This window comes from Burkholderia sp. YHN3-13 (assembly GCF_055810675.1).
Window position 1 is genome coordinate 1 of record NZ_JBVVNQ010000036.1, and the last position, 21,547, is coordinate 21,547.

Genomic DNA, 21,547 nt, shown 5'->3' on the forward strand with positions numbered 1-21,547 from the left:
TACGATGCGCTCATCGCGCGCATCATCCCTTCGCGGCCGTTGTCGATCCAGTCGACCTCGAACCCGCGCGCGGTCAGCTCGCCGACGATCTCGTTCGCGGTCACCGCATCGTCTTCGACCGTCAGTACTCGCATGCCTGTCCTCGCAATGAACTTCAATACGGGCGCACACCTTGCGCCCGCGACTATCGTAGACGACACGATCGCCGCCCGGCGTTACATGAAAATAGCTTCATCTGGCACCACATGAACAGGTGTGAAACAAGTTTCATCCGTGCGTCGCCCGCGTCGTCGCGCGATCCGCCTACGCTGACGTCATGCGGCATCGGGCCGCGAAACCAGGAGTTACCGGATGAAACTTTCGACTACCACCGCCTGCATGCTGCTCGCATGCGCCAGCACCGCCGCGTTCGCGGCACCGCACTTGACGCCACAGGAATGCAACGCTTACCCGTTCGTTCACACTCAGCGCGAGGTCACGCATGCGGACCTGGTGCGCGAGCTGATCGAACTCGAACAGGTTGGCTATAACCCCGCGCACAGCGGCCCGTACTACCCGGACGATCTTGACGAGGCGAATCGCCGGCTCGCCACCGAGTACCGTACGGACTGTACACATGCACTGACGGCCGACGCAAACCCGCACTGAACGACTGCTCGGCACGGGCGCCAAAGCGACAAGACGGCGCGCTCGTGCCGCCTTGTATTCGTGGGTATTCTTGAACACGAAGCCCTGCACGATGATATCGATGCACTCGTCATCGTTCCTGATCGCCAACTCTGCTGCTTAGGGATACCGCGCATCGGCCAGTCAGCCTCAACGCCTAGTCTTTCGAGCCACGGCTCTTTCCGCAGAACTACGTGCGAGAGGAGCAAGCTTACCGTCGCAGCCCCCGGCCTCTCCATTGCGACATAAAAGCCAAGCACACATCTCGTAGCAACGTCGAGAGCCACAGACAGCCACGGTCGACCGATAATCTGTCCGTCCAGTTCGCTAACGAGCAGGATGTCCGCTTGCGTGTGATCAACCTGCACGATATCTAACGGAAGTCGGACCTGGAATGTGGCAGGGGCAACTGCAGCGTTCGGGAGCGCAGCTCGTGCCAAAGCATCCTGCTCGCGATAGGAGAGCCACCGTCGAGCAATTGTTGACCTGCTTGGAGGCGATAGACCTGCAACGCTGCAGCGACGTTTCACCTCAAGTACAAGATCAGTTGCAGGATGCGCAAGGTGTCGCTGATCAGGGAGCCATTCGTGCACGGCCTCGTCGATGACGCATTCGACGGCGGCGTCCAGTCTGCCCCCGGTCGCCCCACCCGGCTGCCTTGGCTCTAATGTGCTGGCGACCGAATCTGCGAGGAAACGTCGACGCAGGCGATATACGGTGGTGCAGTGAACGCCTAATAGCTGTGCTGCTCGTTCAGCCTGCTGTCGGGAAAGCACGCCGTTGCCAAGCGGTCGAAGCACGGACGCGATCTTCGCTGCTCGAGCGGCCTGCTCTTCGATCGAAGCCATATGGATCCCTATCAATCCACGCGACACATGCGCTCGCAGTATTAAAGAACACGTGCAACGTGCTAGCAACGTTAGTGAACATTGGCCAAGTTTCTGTTGCGGAAACGCAACAGCCAAGCAGCCGCCAGAAAACTTCAAAAAGTCCCTGTTCGCCGAGGCTTCTTTGAGAATTTCCGCTAGCAACGCTTCTGAACACGGCTAGCGCTAATAATGAACGCCTACAGCAGTGAAGCGCAACACGTCGCGGTTCCAGTCGAGTTGTTCGACGGCGCGATGCCCCTGCACCCGGTTGTCGTCGTCCCACACCTTTTCCCAATAGCGCGCACGGATCGCCCCCTGTTTCTTGCTCCGTTCGATCACCAGCAACTCATCCGAGACGCACATCGCCGCCATCGCGATCCCCTCGATCACCTGCCGCATCACGTTGCCAGCGGCGGGCACCTTACCGGCCAGCAGCAGCTTGCTGGACACGACCAGATCATCGAGCACACCCAGGACGAACCCGTCGACCAGCGCGCTTTGGCGGGTCGCGACGCGCGCGGCGGCTTCGCGGAACGGCGGAATGCGCCCAAAGCAGTCGGCCAGCGCCTCGGCCAACGCGTTGATCTCCGGCTCGAACTCACGCGCAAAGCCGACGACGCGGACGGCGTGCTGTCGGCAGCACGGACCAGGCGAGCGCCGCGCCGCCGCAAGTAAGCGGCGGCGGGCACTTCGGGCGGAAACCATCAGGTCCGATTCTCGAACCGCGGGCGGCCATCACCGTGCCATCGCGCACTCGCGCCGACGGTTAATGCGAATACGAGAACCTGCCCGCTCCTCGTTCAAATCGCCACTTCAGGCGGCGCCTGGCGAAACAGCCGCGTGATCCCGCACAGATACACGAGCCCGAGCGCGAACCACACGACGCCGAGCACGAGCGCGGCCTTCTCGAGGCTGACGAGCAACCAGACATCGGACACCGCGCCGATCACGGGAAAGACGAGTCCGCCGATCACCCCGATCCGGCGTTCGCCATGATTGCCCGACAGGTACAGGCGAATCACGCACAGATTGACGGCCGTAAAGGCGAGGAACGCGCCGAAGTTGATGAACGACGTCGACGTGGCGACATCCAGCTTCAGCGCGATCAATCCGACGACGCCGGCCAGCGCGATGTTGATCGCGGGCGTCTTGAAGCGCGGATGAATGAAGCCGAAGATGCGCTTCGGCAGGATTTCATCGCGGCCCATCGCATAGAGCAGCCGGCCGACGCTCGCTTGCGCCGAGATACCCGACGCGAACTGGGCGAGGATCAGGCCCGCGAGGAACACGGTGACGAACAGGTCGCCGCCGATCATCTTCGCCACTTCGAACGCGGCCGAATCCGTATCCTTGAATTCGACGCCGGGGTGCGCGAGCTGCATCGTGTAGGCGGCGATCACGAAGATCGCGCCGCCGATCAGCGCAATCAGCAGGATCGCCCGCGGCATGTTCTTCTTCGGATCGATCGTTTCCTCGGTCAGCGTCGAGACGGCGTCGAAGCCGAGATACGAATACGCGGCGATCGCGGCGCCCGCCATGGTCGCGCCGAACGGCACGTGCGGCTTGAAGAACGGCTCCGCCATCGCGATACCGCCCGCGCCTGCCGCGGCCGACGCATAGTGCCAGCACAGCACGACGAACATCGCGACGATCGCCAGTTGCACGACCATCAGCACGATATTGAAGCGCGCCGCCAGTTCGATGCCGACGATGTTCAGGCCGCTCGTCAACACGATGAACGCCACGATCCAGATCCAGGTCGGCACGTGCGGAAATGCCGCGTTCAGATAGGCAGCACCGATCAGCCAGATCACCATCGGCAGGAAGAAATAATCGAGCAGCGTTGCCCAGCCGATCATGAAGCCCAGGTGCGGGTTGAACGTCTTGCGCGTGTACGTATAGGCCGAACCGGCGGCCGGATAGAGCCGCGCGAGCTTGCCGTAGCTGAGCGCGGTGAACGCGATGGCGACCAGCGCGAGCAGATACGCGAGCGCGGCCGTGTCGTCGCTGGTCTTGGCGAGCACGCCGTAGGTACCGTAGACGATCAGCGGTGCCATATAGGCGAGGCCGAACAGCAGCACGGATGGCAGGCCGAGCGTGCGCTTCAGGCGCACGGGTTCATGGGATGACGACGCTTGCATGTTATCTCCTGGGCCTTCGGGGGCCGATACGAATGCCTGTGTGCCGTCTGGCCGGCATTTCAATGGGACGGGCACGCACGTGCAGGGCATCGCGCCCTGCTCATGCGTTGAATGATCCGTGGATTCGGACTACTCGGCCCGGTGGCGGCGCGGTTCGATCGTGAGCGCGCGATTCCCGCCGGCCGGTTCGACCGGCGCGAGACCGAGCGCCACGCGTGCGTCGTGCAGATAGCTGTAATGCTCGCGGCTCGCTTCGAGGCGCGTCAGATCGAGGCTCGCCCGCGCGACCGCCTCGTCCCGGCCGAGTTCGACCGTGCTCTCGCCAAACGGATCGACCAGCGTGGACAGGCCGGCGAACGTCAGGTTGTCGTCGCCGGACCCGCAGCGGTTCACCATCACCGCGAACATCTGGTTCTCCATCGCGCGCGCCGCGATCGCGCGGCGATGCACTGGCCCGAACGGGTCCATGTTGCCGTTCGTGACGATCAGCAGATCGGCGTCGAGCGCACCGACGGCGCGCGCCGTCTCGGGGAATTCGATGTCGTAGCAGATCAGCAGGCCCACGGTCAGGCCGTTCCAGACGCAGGTCGCGAAGCGCTCGCCCGGCGTGAAGACGCCGACATCCGACGCCCACAGATGCGTCTTGCGATAGCGCAGGACGATGTCGCCCTGCTCGTCGACCAGCACCGTGGTGTTGTAGAAGTGTCCGCCGTCGCGCTCCGCGAGGCCCACCGCGACAGCGACGCCCTTTCGACGTGCCGCGTCGCGTACCGCGGATAATCCGGGGCCATCGAGCGTCTGCGCGACATCGGCGACGTTGTCCCGCGTCGGGAAACCCGACAGCGTCGTTTCGGGGAATACGATCAGTTTCGTGCCGCCGGCCACGTCGACACGTTCGATCGTGTCGATCACCTTGCGCGTGTTATGCGCGACGTCGCCGTCGACGAGCGACAGTTGCGCGAGTTCTACCTGCATGAAGCCATCTCCTTCCAATTGCCTTTCATTTGCCTATCGCATGCGCTGCATGCCGCATCCGACGCTCGTCGAGCGAAGCGGTGCATGGACCGCTTCCTGTCGAAGGGAGGCCGATTATCGGGTTATTATTTTTGACCTGAAATTCCCCGCCAGGGGTACCCTCACCGGAGGACACGATGGACTTCGAATGGCGAGATCTCGCTTTTCATCGGGAGATTGGTTCGGCCATCGACGCCCTAGATGGCCCGCATTTCTGGGCACGCCTCACGCGCGTGCTCGAACGGCATCTCGGTTTCGACACCTGGGTCGCGCTGCGTTTCGCGCGCGACGCCGCACCGCTCGTGCTCGCCGAACAGGCGATGCCCGACGGCAAGATCGACCTGATGTTCCAGGACTATCTGGCCGCGCTCTATCAGCTCGATCCGTTCTATCTCGCCTCGTTCGAAACGCAGACGTCGGGCTTCTACACGCTCGCCGACGTCGCACCGGACAACTTCCGGATGACCGAGTACTACCAGCGGTACTTCAAGAAGAACATCGTCGGCGACGAAGTGCATTTCAACGTCGTGATCGATCGCGATCACACGCTGGGCTTCTCGCTCGGCAAGACGAGCAAGTACGACGAGCGCGAGATGGCATTGCTTACCCTTTACACACCCTGGGTGCTGTCGTTGATGCAACAGCGCCTGCGTTTCGAAACGTTCGTCGTGAAGGAAACGCTGCGCGCAAGGGAACATGAAGCGCCCGATCCGCATGCGCGCTTCGGCATGCTGACCGGAAAGAACGGGCGCGGCGCATTGACGACGCGTGAAATCGAAGTGGCGATGCTGTCGTTGAGCGGCTTCTCCACGCGGGCGATCGGAGAAAAACTGTCGATCTCGTTCGAGACCGTGCGCGCGCACAAGAAACACATCTATGCCAAGCTCGGCGTCGGGTCGCAGTCGGAACTCTTTGCGCTGTTCTACGATCCGGCGAGAGCGGGTGAATCTGCGTGATGTGAGTTGCGGCGTCGCCGCCCGGACACCCGCAAGCGCCCTCCTTCACGCTTCGCTCGTTACCTCGGAACGACGGGTATCCAGATCGAACGTCAGATCCGTCACGAATGCGGCCCCCGGCTCCCGGGACAGCCCGAATCCCAGCGATCGCGCGAGGCCGATCACCGCGACGTTCTCGCTCAACGTCGTACCCACGATCCGCTTCATGTCCGACCGTCCGGCAAGATCGATCAGGCTCGACAGCAGCACGCGGCCGAGCCCCTGTCGCTGCCATGCGTCGTCGATCACGATCGCGCATTCGACGACGTCCGTTTCGCCATCGTCCATCGTATAGCGTGCCATGCCGATCAACCGCTCGCGGCCGTCATGCGTGATCGTCGCGATCACCGCACCTTCCCGCCGGCGGTCGATGCGGGTCCAGCGGATCATTTCGTCCTCGGTCGGCTTGTGTAGAAGTTCACAATCAATGCTAGCCGCGCCCAAAGGAGTGCTAGCAATGTTCACTAATACTGCTAGCGTAATGTTTTGCTCAGCCTGAGCGGTGGGCATCGATAACGTGATATCGCCCGCAGCGCGGCGTCGAAATTCGGAGCTCTGGCAAAAATCGATTGCGGAACAGTCTCGAGCAGGCTGTGGTGCAACCCGGCAGTAGTCGGCTGACGGATCGAGCCACTCCCTCTTCCACCGTGATGCAGTGACATCGGCGTCGTTCAGAACACTCAAGCACAAGATCAGTTGCAGGATACGCAAGGTGGCGCTAATTCAGGAGCCATTCGTGCTCGGCCTCGTCGCTGACGCGTTCGAAGGCGGCGTCCAGTCTGCCCCCGGTCGCCCTACCCGGCTGCCTTGGCTCTAATGTGCTGGCGACCGGATCTGCGAGGAAACGTCGACGCAGACGATATACGGTGGTGCAGTGAACGCCTAACAGCTGTGCTGCTCGTTCAGCCTGCTGTCGGGAAAGCACGCCGTTGCCACGCGGTCGAAGCACGGACGCAATCTTCGCTGCTCTAGCGGCCCGCTCGTCGATCGAAGCCATATGGATTCCTATCAATCTACGCGAAACGTTTGCTAGCAGTATTAAGGAACACATGCAACGTGCTAGCAACGTTAGTGAACATTGGCCAAATTTCTGTTGCAGAAACGCAACGGCTAAGCCGCCGCCAGAAAACTTCAAAAAGCCCCTGTTCGCCGAGGCTTCTTTGAGAATTTCCGCTAGCAACGTTTCTGAACGCGGCTAGCACTAATAATGAACGCCTACAGTAGTTGACGAAGGTCAACCTGTCAGAAACCGCCCGTGCGAAAAATTATCGTGTACGAGAACGTCAGTCGCCATAGGGGGACATTCATGAACATCGGCACTTCACCCGTCCAGGCCGTCCGCGCTCCTCAGCGAGTGCTGATAGCCGTCGACGGTTCGACCGCATCCGCCCATGCACTCGCGTATGCCAAAGCGCTCCTCCCATCGAATGCAGCGGTGCACATCGTCAGCGTTGCGGAAAATCCGAGAACGCTCGTCCCGCTCGGATCGAAAACTATGGCGTTCCTCGAATCCGCGCGCGTCGAATTGCTCAGGGATGCTTCTGATGCGCTGTCGCGCGCGAAAGCCGCACTGGATCGCGACGACCTCGTCATCGACACGGAAGTCGTCGACCTGGCCGCCCATGGCGGGGATGTCGTGAATGCGCTGGCCGACAGCGTGCAAACCTGGCAGGCCGAACTCCTGATCGTCGGTGCACGTCAGCATCATGGCTTGCTCGGATGGGTAGAAGGGACGGTTTCCGGCCCGCTCGGCAAACTCGTCGGGTGCCCGCTGCTCATCGTTCCGGAAGGTTTCGCGTCGGTTGCCGAGCACGTGCCACGGCGGATGCTGTTCGCCGTCGACGGAAGCGAGATTGCACTCGACGCATTGCGGACAGGGTTGACATTCTCGCGGGCCGACACTGAATTCCGTGCGATATACGTGGTTGATCCCCCCCCAATGCTGGGCGACTTCGTCCTTGGCGGGGCACTGGAAGAAGCATTGATCGGCGAAGGAAATCATGTACTCCAGGTCGCCACGGCCATACTCGAAGGCACGGCCAAACATGCGCAGTGGCAACTCATTCACGCAGATCGAACCGGCGCGGACGTTTCCCATCTGATCGTGCGCGACGCACTCGAATGGAATGCGGACATGATCGTCATGGGCACGCACGGGCGGCGAGGCGTGACGGGCTGGCTCGTCGGCAGCGTGGCCGGGCGCGTGGCGCGCATCACGAAGACGCCGGTCCTGCTCGTCCATGCGTCGCGTGCGTGACGCGCTTCGTCGTCACGCATCCGCACCCACGGCGTGGAACAGCTCCTCCTCCTGGGCGCAATGCAGGCGCACGATCGCTTCGAGCCCGTACAGCAAGCGCTGTATCGCCTGCACCTGCATGGCGTTCGTTCCGTCGCGCGGCAGGTCGGCGACCGTCTGCCGGAGCGATCGGATCATCCTGAAGATCTCCCGGTGTGCGCCGCTCATGGCCGCCAGTGGATCTTCGCCGCCGAGCAGCGGTGCAAGACGCGCGTAGACCTCCAGATCGTCGGCGCGTTCGTGCGGCAGCAGCCGTTGGTCGAGCGCATCGATGATGCCAGCCAGTTCGCCAGCGATGGCGCCCCCGGACAGTGTCGGCAAGCGATCCGCGAAATCCCTGATCTGGTCCAGCAACGGCAACAATGCCGTGTGCTCGCGCCTGAGTTGCTCGACGTCGATATCGGCCAGCCCGGCTCCCGTGGGCCTCGTGCGCACCAGCAACACGCGTAGCGCATTGACGATGACGACGACGTCGACGACTTCCTGAATCACCGCACCGGCAATCGGCGGCAGGAATCCCGCCGCCGCGATCGTCATCGCGACGACCGACAACGACATGCCGATCACCACGCTCTCGAGCGCGATCCGGCGCGATCGACGTGCGATACGCATCGCATCCACGAGTCGATCCAGCCGATCGACCAGCAAGACCACGTCGGCTGCTTCGGATGACGCGGCCGCTCCCCGCGCACCCATCGCGATGCCGACGTCGGCCGCGGCCAGCGCCGGTGCGTCGTTCACTCCGTCGCCGACCATGATCGTCACGCCGTCCTGCCGGGCAGCCTGGATGGCGGCAAGCTTGTCCGCCGGCGTCTGCTCCGCGCGTACATCGGTGACGCCCAGCAGTTCGCCGACGGCCCCGGCAATGTCGTGCCGGTCGCCGGTCAGCATGACGAGACGCTCGACGCCTTCACGTTTGAGCAACCGCAATGCCCGTGGTGTTTCCAGCCGCACCTGATCGGCCATTTGAATCGCGCCGATCATGACGCCATCCACGCCGACGAATACGGAAGCCGCGCCCTCGCTGACGACTCGCGCCAGGAATGCGTCGCTCCACGGCGCAATCGTCGCGCACGCAGACACGTATTCGAACTTGCCGATTGCAACGGTCCGGTCGTCGACCCGGCCCGTCACGCCTTCGCCGGCTGTTTCGATGACAGCCGACGGCAGCGACAGATCGATGCGACGTTCACGCGCCGCGACCGTCAGCGCGTCCGAGATGATATGGCCCGATGCTTGGGCCAATGACGCTGCAAAACGTAGCACATCGTCCGCTGCGACGTCCGCGCCGCATTCGATCGCAACGATGCGCGCCCGTCCTCCCGTCAGCGTCCCGGTCTTGTCGAAGAACAGAATTGTCGCTTGCGCAAGACGCTCCAGCGCACCTCCGCCCTTGACCAGAATGCCGCGTTTCGAACAACGCGACATGCCGGATACGATTGCGACCGGCACGGCGAGGATCAACGGACACGGTGAGGCCACGACGAGCACGGCAAGCGCACGTGCGACGTCGCCGGTCAACAGCCACGCGATACCCGCGACGAGCAGCGATGCGAGCACGAAGAACGCTGCGTAGCGATCCGCGAGACGCACGGACGGGCTGCGCTCGCGTTGCGCACGCTCGACCATGCGAACGATGCCGGCAAACGTGCTGTCGCCCGCCGTCGCACGGGCAACCATTTCGAACGGCGCGCCGGCGTTGACCACGCCGCTGCATGCGTTTTCCCCGGAACGGCGCCGCAGGGTGGACGATTCGCCCGTCAGCATGGACTCGTCCAGTTCCGCGTCGCCGGTCAATGTGCCGTCGACGGGCACGAACTCGCCGCTCCGCACCAGCAGCCTGTCGCCGGGGACAAGGGTGTCCGGCGCAACCGAGCGCCATTCCCCGTTCTCGAAACGGGTCGCCTGCCGGGGAGCGCGGCCGAGCAGTGCGCTCATCTCGCGTTGCGCGCGGTCCTGCGCATACCGCTCCAGCGTCCGCCCGCTCGCCAGCATCAACGCAATCACGGCCGCCGCAAGCGTTTCGTCGAGCACGACCGCCAGCGCGATCGCGAGCCACGCGAGCACGTCGATGCCGGCCTGCCGCCTCATCACGGCCTTGACCAGCGAGACCGTCAATGCGAGCAGGACCGGCAACGTCCCCAGCAGCCAGGCGAATCGCGCGAGTGACGGCTGGCCGAACGCCACGCATACGCCGCCGCCGGCGAGCGTGGCGGCCGCCAGAATCAGCAACACGAGATCGATCGACCAGGGGACTCGGGACATGACCATTGCTCCGATCGTCGTGCATGGTGGTGTTCGCCGCATCCGGCTCCGGTTGCGGACGGCGTGGCATCAGTCTAGGAAGCGCCGTGCTTAGAGCATTGACATGGGTCAGGACGGCGTGCGTCCCGTGAACGACCGGCATGCCGCGTTGCTTGACGTGAGTCAAGCCATCGGCCCCTTTCCTCAGCAAAATCGAGCCGTGACACCGGATGGCCTGGAGTCGATATCGTGCTGACGCTGGCTGTACTCTTCGTGCTGATTCTTCTGCTGAATCTCATGCCTGCGTTCGCCCCGCCCACGTGGATGGCGATGTCGTGGGTCGGGTTCAACCTGCCCGACGGCAATCCGTTCGTCTTTGCCGTCGTGGCGGCCGGCGCGGCGACGACGGGCCGTGTCATCCTGGCGACCTTCGCGAGATCGCTCGTCCGCTCCCGCTGGGTGCGGGAATCCGACCGCGAGAATATCGACGTCGCCACGCGCTGGCTGCGACAGCACCGGACGCTCACCGCCGGCCCGTTCTTCTTCTACGCCTTGAGCCCGCTGCCGTCGAACTACCTCTTCATTGCTTACGGGCTTTCCGGGTTGCCGCTCAGAATCATCGCGACGGCGTTTTTCATCGGCCGCGCAACGACCTATGCGATCTGGGCGCATCTCGGCCGCTTTGCGTCGACCCGACTGGACGTGGAATCGGAACTGGAAGGCACGTATCTCGGCGGCTACTTCGTCGTCACGCAACTGGTCCTGCTCGGCCTCGTGTTCGCATTGATGAAGCTCGATTGGCGTGCGCTCGTCAACGAACGCCGGCTGACGTTCAGACGCGGCCATCATCCGCGCGGCTCCGATTGACACACGGCGCACGCGATCTTTCGATCGGGCGCATCGGCCAGCCGCTCCCGGCTACCGGACATGTATCCCGGATGCGACCTCCGGGAGGTTTTCGCGCTTTCGTGGATCGACGTGCGTCATGACATTCAGGACACGGTGATGCCTCATCACGCGCGCACGCGCGTCCACCGCAATGTCGTGCCCTTGCGCGACCGTAAGATCGGCGTCGATGTCGAGATGCACGTCCACGAGGATCAAATCGCCGGTCTTGCGCGTGCGCAGGTCGTGCACGTCGAGCACGCCCCGTGTCGCAACCAGCGTTGCGCGGATCGCCTGCACATCTTCAGCGTCGGCCGCACGGTCCATCAGATCATGCAGTGCGTCCCAGCCGAACGTGGCGCCCATTTTCACGATCATCCCGCCGACGATCAGCGCGGCGACGGGATCGAGCAGCGGGTAGCCGAACAGGTTGCCGACGATGCCGCACGCAACCACCAGCGAAGATGCGGCGTCGGAACGCGCGTGCCATGCATTGGCGACCAGCATGCTCGACTTCACCCGCGTTGCGACCGCAAGCATGTAACGAAACAGACTTTCCTTCGCGACGAGCGCAAGGATCGCCACCCATAGCGCCGTGACATGGACGCGCGCGATCGTCTCCGAATGCTCGAGCTTCTGGATCGCGGACCACACCATCCCGCCCCCCACCACCAGCAGGATTGCTGCGAGTGCGAGCGACGCACCGGTTTCGAAGCGCTGATGGCCGTAAGGGTGCTTTTCGTCGACGGGCTTGCGGCTATGGTGGCCGGCCAGCAGCACGACGAAATCCGCGATCAGGTCGGACAATGAATGGATGCCGTCCGCCACGAGTCCCTGTGATCGGGACAGGATGCCGACCGCCACTTGTCCAATGCTCAGCGCAAGGTTGACCGCAACGCTCACCCAGGTACTTTGCGTAACCGCGGTGGCCATTGCGGGCGTCGCTTCCGCGACGGTTTCCGAAACAAGGTCAGATTGCTTTGACATCACGATTCTGGTCACGTTACAAGGTTGAGCAAAGTTGGATAGTCGCAAGCGGACACGAAGGCCCATGCGCGCGTCTCCGGTAGTGACGGTCGCCGGCAATCAAGTCGAAAGCCCGTCGAACGCCACCAGCGCATGTGATGCATACATCATCGACGGGCCGCTGCCCATGTAGACGGCGACACCATCAACCTCCTCGACCTCCTCACGCGTCGCCTTCAGCATGATCAGCGATTGCATATGGAAGCCGATGCAGTCATCGCAGCGGCAGGAGATAGCGATGCCCGGCGCGACGAGCTCGCGTCTCTTTTTTGTCAGTGCGTCATCTTTGGTACCGGCCGAGCCCAAGGCGCCGAAGGCGGACAGGAGTTCCGGCTGTGACTTCCGAAGCTTGCGCATCTGCTCGGCGACTTCGGCGATTCTTTCACGATAACGCAACGAGTTCGATATGGCTGGCCCACACCGAAGCGAGAGAATCCGGACGGCTCACGACGCTTCGCTTCTGCGGCCGGCAATGATGCACCGCGCGTCTGACAACGGCGTGATCTCGGGCATGTGTTCGATGGTATTGACGGACGCTCGGCAAGACTTGATCTGCGACAAAGGACCGCCCGCCCGTTCTGCGTACCGTGGGACTCATGCAAACGACTTGGAGACCATCATGTCCAGAGCAAACACGTTCACCGTTTCGCTCCTGATCGGCGTCGCGATTGTCGTGGCGGCCGGCCTTGCGGACGCCCAGCCGCGCCAGCCTGCTCCTGGCCCTGCTGTCGAGTCGGGAGGCATGATTTATGGCAGTCAGTTGATGACGCCGGCCGAGCGGACCGAATACCGTACGCGGATGCTCGCGGCGGCATCGGATGCCGAGCGCGAGAAAATCCGCGCCGAACATCATGCCGAGATGCAGAAGCGTGCGAAAGCGCGCGGAATCAAGCTCCCCGACGCGCCCCCCATGCGCGGCATGCATCGCGGGCAAGGCATGGGGATGGGCATGGGGCCCGGCTACATGCACGGCTGGCCCAGCGGGCCCGCGAGCGGCGCTGCCGGGCAGTGATCGCGCGGTTCGCCGCATCCGGCAACAAGCGCGTCAATCCTATTTTCCTACAACCATTCTCGTGTGTACCGCGTCATGCGGTGACGTTGGCCCGTCGTCTCAATCATGCGTATGACGGGTCGAGCGCATAGCCGGATTGGGTTCGCCAGGCTCAGGCCACGACACGGTCACGCCTAGTCCGCCAAGTGCGGGCGATCGGTCAACCTGAACATCGGCGTCATGCGCAGCCGCGATCCTCCGCACGATCGACCACCCAAGGCCGCTGCCACTTGGCCCGGTTCCCGCGGGACGAAAGAATCGTTCACCCAGCCGGTCCAGATCGTCGCCGCCCATGCCCGGGCCGCTGTCTTCGACCCGCAGCACGGTGCGTCCTTCTCGTTGGCTGACCGAAACGGTGATGCAAGCCAGCGGCGGACTGTAGCGAATCGCGTTGTCGACCAGGTTGCGCACCATCGACTCGAGCAAGGGTTCGTTGCCGCCGACGATGCATGGCGACGGCGCATCGAGTTCCAGCCTCTGCCGTTTCGCGATCGACCGTGGCGCAGCCTCCGCGACCACCCGTTTCGCCAGGGTCGATACGTCGACGGGTGCGCGGTCCGCCAATGCGCCCGCATCGAGGCGCGAAAGCAGCAGGAGCTGATCCACCAAGCGCGCGGCCCGGTCGCACCCTTCGAGCACGGCCCGCAGTGCATGCCGGCGTCGCTCGTCATTGGGCTCGGCCATCGCGACCTGCGCCTGCGCCTTGACGGCCGCGAGCGGCGTGCGCAACTCGTGAGCCGCATCGGCCGTGAATCGGCGCTCCGCGTCCATCACGGCACGAATCCGCTCGAACAGGCCGTTCAGCGCATCCAGCATCGGCCGCATCTCGAGTGGTGTCCTGTCGGGCCGAATCGTGTCGAGCGCCTGCGGATTCCGCTTCGCCAGCGTTCGCCCGAAATCGCGCAGTGGCGCCGTGCCGCGGCGAACCGCCCAGCCGATGGCCAGCACCAGCAACGGCAACGCCGCCGCCATCGGCCAGAATGCGCTGCGCATGACGGCACCCAGGATTGCCTTGCGTGAATCGATTCGTTCGCCCACGAACACCTGGACATCGCCGCGCACGCCGTGCACGACGAATACCCGCCACGTATTCCCGTCGATCACGACGGTCCAGAATCCAGAGGACCGATCGCGCCCGGCCAGGTCGGGCGCCACCATCGGCTTGGACGGCGCGTTTTCGGAATGCAGGCCAAGCCGGCCCTCATGAAACACCTGGAAGGCCACGCGCGGCCCGTACGGGTGAAGGATCGGCGCGTCAATCGCATTGTCGTCGTCATCCGGCCCGCGCGCCTGTTGCGCGACGAGAAGTGCCGCCGCCTGCGCGAGGTGGCCGTCGAGCAGCCGGTCGATCTCGCGCCGTGCATCGAGCCAGGTCAGCATCAGCGTCGATAGCCAGACAGCGAGGACCACGGCCGGCACAAGCGTCAGCAGCCGGCCATGCAGCGAACGGGCGGGCACCACGGCTTTCATGCATCGTCCCGCATCAGCACGTAACCCACGCCGCGCACCGTTCGGATCAGGTCGCTGCCGAGCTTGGCGCGCAAGCGATGGATGTGGACCTCGACGGCATTGCTCTCCACCTCCTGCCCCCAGCTGTACAGATACTGCTCGATCTGCTCGCGTGACAGCACCCGGCCGGCATTCAGCATCAGTATGTGCAACAGGTCGAACTCGCGCGTGGACAGCGCAACGCCCACGCCGGCGCGGCGCGTGGTTCGCGACGCGGGTTCCAGCTCGACGTCCTGTGCGTTTAGCCGCTCGGTCGGACGACCATGAGACCGCCGCACCAGCGCTCTCAGGCGCGCACCGAGTTCGTACAGGTCCACGGGCTTGATCACGTAATCGTCGGCGCCCACGTCGAGCGCCCGGATGCGGTCGGGCACGGCATCGCGTGCGGTCAGGACCAGGATCGGCAACGCTAACCCGTCGCGGCGAATGCGCTGCAGCACGTCCATGCCGTCCATGAGCGGCAATCCGAGATCGAGGACCGCCGCGGCATGAACATGCGCGCGCAGCTCGCGCTGGGCCGCGTCGCCGTCATGCACCCAGTCGACCTGGAACCCTTGCTGGCGCAATCCGGCTCGAATCCCGTCTCCGAGCAGGACATCGTCTTCCACGAGCAGGATGCGCACGATCGAGTCCTCCGCCCGTGGCCGTCAGTCGTCGTCCCGGCCCACCCCGTGCACGGGGCGGCCGGTGTCCGTCGCGACCGGCCGATCCGCTTGAACGGGCCGCGGTGCCGCCTGCCATTGCGTCCACCACCAGCCGATCACCGCTGCCGTCATCACGACAGCGATCCCCCACCACGCACGCCGGATGCCGTCGATCGGCGCACCGCGCTTGTAGCCGGTCACCATCGCGCCGGCCAGATTCTCACGATGCACGACGCTGCTGACGAGAACGGCGGCGACGTGGACCATGACGAGCGCGAGCATCACGTTCGCCGCGCCCTCGTGAAGATCACCGAACGATTCGCCGTTTCCGTTATAGGCTGCCCAACCGGTCAATCCGACGACGACCGTCATCGTCAGCATGGCGACAATCGCGACCGCGCCGGCCGGATTGTGGCCGACGTGATGTTCGGGCCGGCCTTTTGCAAGGCTCAGAACGTAGCGCACAACGGCCGCTGGGGAACGTACGAACGACGAGAACCGCGCATGACGCGTGCCGGTCACGCCCCATGCGACGCGAAACGCGACGAGCGCCAGCATCGTGTATCCGAACGCGACGTGCATCAGCCGCCAGCGCTCGCTCTCGGCGGTCAGCCACGCGCCTGCAAAGGCGATGACCGTCAGCCAGTGGAATACGCGCAGTGGAGCGTCCCAGACCAGTATCCGTGCGGGACGCGAGCGCTCCGGTTCACCGTGTGCCCGGGATGCGGACGAATCGTTCATCGAAGTTTCCTTTGTCTGCTTGCGTATGACATGCGGCGCAATTCGACGGCCGCTTGACCGCGGGGTTGCGCCACACGGACGCGGGAACCTCTTCGTGCGTGGCGATGAACCACGCCGACCGGGTAATCCTGTCTTCGGGCGGGCGGCGAGCCGCGGCGCCCGTCGCTGCGTGTGCCGTCAGCCACGTCTCCAGTTGCCCGATCGTTGTCGGGTCCAGCGTCGCATCGGTGCCGAAGTGGCGGTCGAGACCGTTCAGGATGCGCCGCCAGGACTCGGCGGGCAGCGCCCCGGGCGGATAGGCGACATGGCAGGTCGCGCACTCCTGCTTGTACTTGGGCGGCAACGGAATCGCGGCGCTTCTCGTTTCGTCTTCCGCCAGTGCCGCGCGAGGCAGCAGCGACATCAGCAGCAGCGCGAGCACGCTTGCGCGCGCATATCGGACGGGAGCAATTCCGCGCAAGGAGGTTGTCGTGTCAACGTCGGTCATGATTGTTCGTCATCAGGGTTTCAGGCTCATGAGCCAGCTCAGGACGTCAGCCTTTTCGATTGCCGAACATTCACGCCCGACGACGTCCTTGCAGTTTCTGCGGAACCATTTTTCGGTCCTGGCGCCGTCCGTGAACCGTGCCGGATTGAACGCGGGAGCTAGCGGCTCGATGGTCTTGCTGGTGACCACGTGCCGGCCTTGGCCGGTCGGCGTACTTCCATGACAGGTCGCGCAACTCCAGTCGCGCCCGTGTCGGGACGTGAAGAACTGCTGCCCTCGCGACGGCACGGCGCTTGAGCCTGCCTGCGCCACATAGCCGTCCAGCAGTTGAGCAGGTGTTTCGGCATGGGCACACGCAATGGCGGCAAACTGCATCGATACCGAAAGGCATGAGAAACAAAGCGTGCGCACGGAACGGGATATCCGCATCGTGATTCTCCTGGTCGATGCGTTCATGTTCTGGCGAATTCCTTACCGCATTCTTAACGTCCTGGTGTTAGTTAGTCGGCACAATGCCGCACGGCACGCGCGATCCCGTTGAACGCCCGGAGCAGCCGGAGCGAGTCTGCGACCGTGATATGTCAGCCAAAGCCATCTCCTTTTCTCCGAAGATCCATGGAGAACGAATTCGTCATACGGATCGTAAGCGCTATCGCACCCTATGTCGCCCCGTCCCTGCGCAGCCCGAGCATAGGCGCATGACATCGTGCTGGTCGGGATCTTCCCAGTAAAACCGGATATCGATGCCACGACGAGCATCGACCTGGACCTGCCTCGTCTCATGTATATGACGATCGCGCGCGGATACCGTATAGCGCCCCTTTGGCAGGCGCACATACAGCAGCGGGCCGCCCGTTCGTACCGTGAGAACATGCCGCGTGCCGTTCAGGATCGTGACATCCACGTCAGACAAGTACTCACCCGTTTTCGATACAAAGGTCATTCGAAGGTTATAGCGGGAGGCAACTTCGCGAAACGCAGCGACTTCTTCTGAACCGATGCCGCCGGTCACGTATGTCACCCCGCCAAGCTCGATAGGTTTCAAAGCAGTGTCGGCATAGGTGCCCGTAGCCGCAGCAAGAAGACATATTGACGCGCACAGAGCGCAGACGATTCTCGTCGACATGATTCTCTCCGCCTGCGCATGACGTCTTCCAGATCGGCTTCCGACTGAACACGGGGCGTATACGGCGACCGTCGAGGTGTCCTGCGCAAATCTCGTTGAACTCGTGGTCAGGATCCCGCTGTCTGGCAATTCGATCTTGACTCAAATCAATCGATCATTCGGCAGGGAATCTAGTCTGTTTTCAGTCGACTTCGAGTCCCGAAGCCAACGAAGTGTACGGATTCCCATGATGATTCAATCACGATCAAGGCGGCATCTTGCCTCCGCTCTTCTAGCCCTCCTTACCGCCTCTAGTTCGAATGCCGAAGAGTTGGCGCGCATACCTGCGCATTCGCAACGTTACGGCACGCATATCCGCATTTCTGCGTACGATGACCCGCTACTCAAGGGCGTGACGTGTTTTATTTCCGAACCGGTCTCGGCGAGTGATGGACGCAATCTCCATAACCGAAATACTGGAGCCACGGCAACTTCGGTGTCTTGTCACCAAGTCAGACCGCTCTCGACCACGGCACGCGTGCCGCATCAGGCACAGGTGTTTGACGAATCGATCGATCCGGTTTTCAGATCGATACACACAATTCGGATTCTGGATATTCGGCGTCTCATTGTGTTGTATTTCTCGTTCGCCAAGAGTGATCTGGCGGGCGATCTGCCCGGACACGTGGACGTCGTCCGGTTGCCCGCAATTTTCGGAAATCAGGATGCGGCAGGCAAGTGAATCGAGCGCCGGTCCGCGGCGAGTCGTCCGACAGCTTGCACAATCATCGCAAGCCATCAACGCACACCGTCCGTGGTGGCGTTAAGCTCTCGCAGAGGTGGCGCATGCAACATCGTTACCGCGCACGAGCAGGACCGGACAAGTCGATCCGCGCAGAAAGCGTTCCGCGACACTGCCGAGAAAGAGTCGCCGCACACCGTGTCGCCCGTGCGTCCCGATCACGACCAGATCAATTGAGTTGTCGACAACGTAGCGCTGAAGGCGCTCCGGGACATCCTGACCGGCCTCAGTCTCGATGATTTCCCTGTCGCCGCGTAACGCTGCGTTCGAAATCGCCTGAACGGCATCTCGCAACACCGACTCGCCATAGTGCCGGATCTCATTGAGTAATTCTTCAGGCTCGACGCGCCCGCCATATGCGAACAGGGTGGATCTGTCGACGACGAACACGACGAAGAGGCTGGCGCCGCACAATCTGGCCAGCTTGATACCTTCGACAAGCGCCTGTTTCGATGACGGGCTGCCGTCCATGGCGATCATGATTTTCGTATACATGCAAACCTCGCTGAATGACTTAACCCGCTCGCTGCGCCCATCCTCATCATCGACGCACGCCGGGCCCTTGTGTTGCGCCAGGTCAACGGTTTGAAATCACGTCTAGCGCGACCGAACCGGCATGTTTTCCGAAAGTGTAGTCGGTGGGTACACGACGACGGTTTTTCGGACCTGCAGGCCAGCGAGCACTTGAGCGGGCTTTGTCACGTTGGCGAGGTCTGTTGGCGTAGGATGGGGGAATGAAAACGCTATCGCTCTATCGTGGACACCGGTTTCCTGCGGCCAGCATCAGCCAGGCCGTACGCTGGTATTTTCGCTTCCAGCTCAGCCTGCGCGACATCGAAGAACTCCTGTTCGAGCGCGGCGTCGCGGTGAGCTACGAAACGATCCGACGTTGGTGTGAAAAAATTGGTGCGGTCTTTGCCCATTGCGCCAAGACCGCTCGGCGTAAGCCCGGCAGCACCTAGCATCTTGACGAGATGTTCGTGACGTTGCGCGGCGAGCCTTATTTGCTCTGGCGGGCCGTCGACGAGCACGGTGCCGAACTCGACATCCTGCTGCAGAAGCGGCGGGACAAAACCGCGGCCAAACGCTTCTTCCAGCGAGTGTTGCGCGCCTGCCCGGCGCCGCGCAAGATCGTCTCCGATCAGCTGCGTAGCTATGCGGCCGCCAAGGCCGATATCCCGGAGTTGGCCGGCGTCAGGCACGTGTTCGTCAAGGCCGCCGCGCGCGTGAACAATCGCGTCGAGAACAGCCACCAGCCCACGCGTGAACGCGAGCGCCGCATGCGCGGCTTTCGCGAACCGCAGCGCACGCAGGCATTTCTCTCGTGCTTCGGTCCGATCCGGCAACATTTCGCGCGCAAGCGACATTTGCTGCGGGCTTCCCTTTATCGAAAACAACTCGCGGCGCGGTTCGAAGCCTGGCGCCGGTTCACCAACGTGGCCCAACATCCGTTCACCGAATGCTAATCGGTCGTCTCATCGGCTCCCGATTCGTCGCCCGGCCGACCACGTGACCAAGCCGCCCCGACTCTCAATTACTTGCCGCCGATCGATATCCGCCATAGCTCGTAGCGCTCGTGACCGTTTGGGACCAGACCTGCGACATGGTCACTCAGCGCACTCGACGTGAAGACGAGATCGCCGGTCGGAAGCAGAGCCGGAGTGTCCGGCCAATGCACGCTATCGTCGGATGCGATCAACGACATCGATTTCGTGCCAGGTTCGTACTTCACGATGCCATTGTGCGTGACATCGGTAATGTAGAGCACACCGTGCGAATCCGTCACAATTCCGTCCGTGTTGCCACCGACAGCACCAAGATCACGAATCTCCGTGGCGATCTGCTCATCTGTCGCACCGTGCAGCCGAAGAACGGCGGTCGGAACCGAACGTGCGCGTGTTCCTGTCGTCACGGTCCAATACAGCGTCGCACCGTCCGGGGACAGCGCGATACCATTGATACCTATCAGCAGCGGCTTTTCCGGCCATACTTCAACGCCATGGGAGACGACCTTTACCCCCGCTTCGACCTGCAAATACGGATGCCCGTCCAGCACACGTCGCGCCGTCCCTGACGCAAAATCGGCGACGATCAGTCCGACCTTGTTATGCGGTGAACTGCGCGAGCCACTGTCGGAAACATACGCGATGCGCCTGTGTTCGTCGACGACGATGTCGTTGAGGAAGCTGCCGACACGATCGGCCACACCGTCGAGGGCGATGCGCTTCACGATTCGTCCGGATTTCAAATCGAACACCACGATTTTCTGGGCTCCAGCAGGTGCCTCCGATTCCCCGGCAACGAACCCCATGTCAAGTGCCCAGAGCCAGTCGTTTTTCCGATCGACGTAGAAGCCCAGCACGTTGCGCAAATGCTCGCTCGGAGCAGTTGCTGTGGAATTGCCTTCCATTGACGGAAATGGCGTCAGTCGCGCCGGGCCGGTAGTTGCCCGAGTATCCAGCCTGCTTAGCGTCGCCGGTGTCGACGCGGCGACGAACCGCGGGGTACTCACATATGCGGTACCGCGTGCGTCGAAATGAAGCCCGGCAATCGGCGCATTGACCGAGCCTGCGAACGGCGCGGGATCCCCACCGTCTTTCGGAATCTCCCAACTTACTCCGGCGTAGCTTCGCCAGCGTTCAAGCCGGGTATCGGCCACCGCAGTCGCTGCGGTCGCGCAACTGATGAAGGCAATTGCGAAAGCAAATGGCGTAACTCGACTCAAGCGCTCGAACATGATGAAGGATGGTGAATTCGTTAGATGCGGTTATGCGACTTGATGCAGATGCAGCAATTTGAAGGTTTCGATCCATTGACCGGCGGTCGCGCGGAATGCGTCCATCAGCGGGCTGCGCATGTGGTACTCCCACGACGCGCGGTCTGCCCATTGCTCAAAAAAGACGACCATCCCCGGCTGATCCAGCGATTCATGCAGTTCGTAACTGAGACAGCCGGGCTGGTGGCGCGCCATCTCGACGAGTTCCTGTTGGGCTTGAACCAGCACCGCTTCGCAACCGTGCTTCGCCTCTACGAGTGCGACAATGACGTGGGCAGACATATCGAGGCACCTGT

Annotated in this window: 22 protein-coding genes and 2 pseudogenes; 7 read left to right on the forward strand and 17 right to left on the reverse strand. The window is 62.8% G+C overall.

Annotation, left to right across the window (positions count from 1 at the left end):
• Positions 1-134: pseudogene (locus AC0KUR_RS36580) on the reverse strand (DNA-binding response regulator); the annotation flags it as partial.
• Between the two features lie 217 nt (positions 135-351).
• Here AC0KUR_RS36580 and AC0KUR_RS36585 point away from each other — a divergent pair.
• Positions 352-648: a DUF4148 domain-containing protein gene (locus AC0KUR_RS36585; RefSeq protein WP_059619724.1), complete on the forward strand. Its 297-nt coding sequence runs from the start codon at positions 352-354 to the stop codon at positions 646-648.
• A 1,070-nt stretch (positions 649-1,718) separates the two neighbouring features.
• Here the strand turns inward: AC0KUR_RS36585 and AC0KUR_RS36590 are convergent.
• The 3 genes from AC0KUR_RS36590 to AC0KUR_RS36600 form a co-directional block, all read right to left on the reverse strand.
• Positions 1,719-2,240: a hypothetical protein gene (locus AC0KUR_RS36590; protein ID WP_234743131.1), complete on the reverse strand. Its 522-nt coding sequence runs from the start codon at positions 2,238-2,240 to the stop codon at positions 1,719-1,721.
• A 95-nt stretch (positions 2,241-2,335) separates the two neighbouring features.
• Positions 2,336-3,676 (reverse strand): APC family permease, encoded by a 1,341-nt coding sequence (locus AC0KUR_RS36595; protein WP_175829923.1) that lies wholly within the window; start codon positions 3,674-3,676, stop codon positions 2,336-2,338.
• Between the two features lie 129 nt (positions 3,677-3,805).
• On the reverse strand, positions 3,806-4,651 hold the full coding sequence (locus AC0KUR_RS36600) for a carbon-nitrogen hydrolase family protein (RefSeq protein WP_175829922.1): 846 nt from the start codon (positions 4,649-4,651) through the stop codon (positions 3,806-3,808).
• 176 nt (positions 4,652-4,827) lie between these two features.
• On the opposite strand from AC0KUR_RS36600, the gene AC0KUR_RS36605 reads away from it, so the two are divergent.
• On the forward strand, positions 4,828-5,646 hold the full coding sequence (locus AC0KUR_RS36605) for a response regulator transcription factor (RefSeq protein ID WP_175829921.1): 819 nt from the start codon (positions 4,828-4,830) through the stop codon (positions 5,644-5,646).
• A gap of 45 nt (positions 5,647-5,691) precedes the next feature.
• On the opposite strand, the gene AC0KUR_RS36610 is transcribed toward AC0KUR_RS36605, so the two are convergent.
• On the reverse strand, positions 5,692-6,195 hold the full coding sequence (locus AC0KUR_RS36610; protein WP_208450189.1) for a GNAT family N-acetyltransferase: 504 nt from the start codon (positions 6,193-6,195) through the stop codon (positions 5,692-5,694).
• A gap of 796 nt (positions 6,196-6,991) precedes the next feature.
• Here AC0KUR_RS36610 and AC0KUR_RS36615 point away from each other — a divergent pair.
• Complete coding sequence (locus tag AC0KUR_RS36615; RefSeq protein ID WP_473377275.1) at positions 6,992-7,942, forward strand: universal stress protein; 951 nt, start codon at positions 6,992-6,994, stop codon at positions 7,940-7,942.
• Between the two features lie 12 nt (positions 7,943-7,954).
• On the opposite strand, the gene AC0KUR_RS36620 is transcribed toward AC0KUR_RS36615, so the two are convergent.
• Positions 7,955-10,246 (reverse strand): heavy metal translocating P-type ATPase, encoded by a 2,292-nt coding sequence (locus tag AC0KUR_RS36620; protein ID WP_473377276.1) that lies wholly within the window; start codon positions 10,244-10,246, stop codon positions 7,955-7,957.
• A gap of 228 nt (positions 10,247-10,474) precedes the next feature.
• Between AC0KUR_RS36620 and AC0KUR_RS36625 the strand changes: the two genes are divergently transcribed.
• Positions 10,475-11,092: a hypothetical protein gene (locus AC0KUR_RS36625; protein ID WP_473377277.1), complete on the forward strand. Its 618-nt coding sequence runs from the start codon at positions 10,475-10,477 to the stop codon at positions 11,090-11,092.
• A 51-nt stretch (positions 11,093-11,143) separates the two neighbouring features.
• Here the strand turns inward: AC0KUR_RS36625 and AC0KUR_RS36630 are convergent, their stop codons facing one another.
• Entirely contained in the window at positions 11,144-12,097 is a 954-nt protein-coding gene (locus AC0KUR_RS36630; protein WP_473377286.1) for a cation diffusion facilitator family transporter, read from the reverse strand.
• Between the two features lie 99 nt (positions 12,098-12,196).
• Positions 12,197-12,493: a carboxymuconolactone decarboxylase family protein gene (locus AC0KUR_RS36635; RefSeq protein WP_226192639.1), complete on the reverse strand. Its 297-nt coding sequence runs from the start codon at positions 12,491-12,493 to the stop codon at positions 12,197-12,199.
• Between the two features lie 262 nt (positions 12,494-12,755).
• Here AC0KUR_RS36635 and AC0KUR_RS36640 point away from each other — a divergent pair, with 262 nt between their 5' ends.
• The gene (locus AC0KUR_RS36640; protein WP_124917724.1) at positions 12,756-13,148 is read left to right on the forward strand and encodes a hypothetical protein; all 393 of its coding nucleotides are present in this window, start codon (positions 12,756-12,758) and stop codon (positions 13,146-13,148) included.
• A 99-nt stretch (positions 13,149-13,247) separates the two neighbouring features.
• On the opposite strand, the gene AC0KUR_RS36645 is transcribed toward AC0KUR_RS36640, so the two are convergent.
• The 6 genes from AC0KUR_RS36645 to AC0KUR_RS36670 all read right to left on the reverse strand — a co-directional run bounded on the left by AC0KUR_RS36645 (position 13,248) and on the right by AC0KUR_RS36670 (position 17,694).
• The gene (locus AC0KUR_RS36645; protein WP_473377278.1) at positions 13,248-14,657 is read right to left on the reverse strand and encodes an ATP-binding protein; all 1,410 of its coding nucleotides are present in this window, start codon (positions 14,655-14,657) and stop codon (positions 13,248-13,250) included.
• Positions 14,654-15,319, reverse strand: a complete 666-nt coding sequence (locus tag AC0KUR_RS36650; protein ID WP_175829916.1) for a response regulator — start codon at positions 15,317-15,319, stop codon at positions 14,654-14,656. Before AC0KUR_RS36650 ends, AC0KUR_RS36645 begins: the two co-directional genes overlap by 4 nt.
• A gap of 24 nt (positions 15,320-15,343) precedes the next feature.
• A complete protein-coding gene (locus AC0KUR_RS36655) occupies positions 15,344-16,081 on the reverse strand; it encodes a cytochrome b/b6 domain-containing protein (RefSeq protein ID WP_473377279.1) in 738 nt (245 codons plus the stop codon).
• Positions 16,047-16,568, reverse strand: coding sequence for a diheme cytochrome c (locus tag AC0KUR_RS36660; protein ID WP_473377280.1), 522 nt, complete (start codon positions 16,566-16,568; stop codon positions 16,047-16,049). The genes AC0KUR_RS36655 and AC0KUR_RS36660 overlap by 35 nt, the downstream gene beginning before the upstream one ends.
• 12 nt (positions 16,569-16,580) lie before the next feature.
• On the reverse strand, positions 16,581-16,943 hold the full coding sequence (locus AC0KUR_RS36665; protein WP_473377287.1) for a DUF1924 domain-containing protein: 363 nt from the start codon (positions 16,941-16,943) through the stop codon (positions 16,581-16,583).
• 274 nt (positions 16,944-17,217) lie between these two features.
• Positions 17,218-17,694 carry a carboxypeptidase regulatory-like domain-containing protein gene (locus tag AC0KUR_RS36670; protein ID WP_124629247.1) on the reverse strand — a complete coding sequence of 159 codons (477 nt, stop codon included), beginning with the start codon at positions 17,692-17,694 and terminating at the stop codon, positions 17,218-17,220.
• A gap of 229 nt (positions 17,695-17,923) precedes the next feature.
• Here AC0KUR_RS36670 and AC0KUR_RS36675 point away from each other — a divergent pair, with 229 nt between their 5' ends.
• On the forward strand, positions 17,924-18,415 hold the full coding sequence (locus AC0KUR_RS36675) for a CreA family protein (protein ID WP_473377288.1): 492 nt from the start codon (positions 17,924-17,926) through the stop codon (positions 18,413-18,415).
• Positions 18,416-18,496: 81 nt separating this feature from the next.
• Here the strand turns inward: AC0KUR_RS36675 and AC0KUR_RS36680 are convergent, their stop codons facing one another.
• Positions 18,497-18,970 carry a universal stress protein gene (locus tag AC0KUR_RS36680; protein WP_473377281.1) on the reverse strand — a complete coding sequence of 158 codons (474 nt, stop codon included), beginning with the start codon at positions 18,968-18,970 and terminating at the stop codon, positions 18,497-18,499.
• A 239-nt stretch (positions 18,971-19,209) separates the two neighbouring features.
• Between AC0KUR_RS36680 and AC0KUR_RS36685 the strand changes: the two are divergent.
• Positions 19,210-19,941: pseudogene (locus tag AC0KUR_RS36685) on the forward strand (IS6 family transposase).
• Between the two features lie 68 nt (positions 19,942-20,009).
• On the opposite strand, the gene AC0KUR_RS36690 reads toward AC0KUR_RS36685, so the two are convergent.
• Entirely contained in the window at positions 20,010-21,212 is a 1,203-nt protein-coding gene (locus AC0KUR_RS36690; RefSeq protein WP_473377282.1) for an L-dopachrome tautomerase-related protein, read from the reverse strand.
• A gap of 30 nt (positions 21,213-21,242) precedes the next feature.
• The gene (locus tag AC0KUR_RS36695; RefSeq protein ID WP_059619756.1) at positions 21,243-21,533 is read right to left on the reverse strand and encodes a putative quinol monooxygenase; all 291 of its coding nucleotides are present in this window, start codon (positions 21,531-21,533) and stop codon (positions 21,243-21,245) included.
• Positions 21,534-21,547 lie beyond the last annotated feature (14 nt).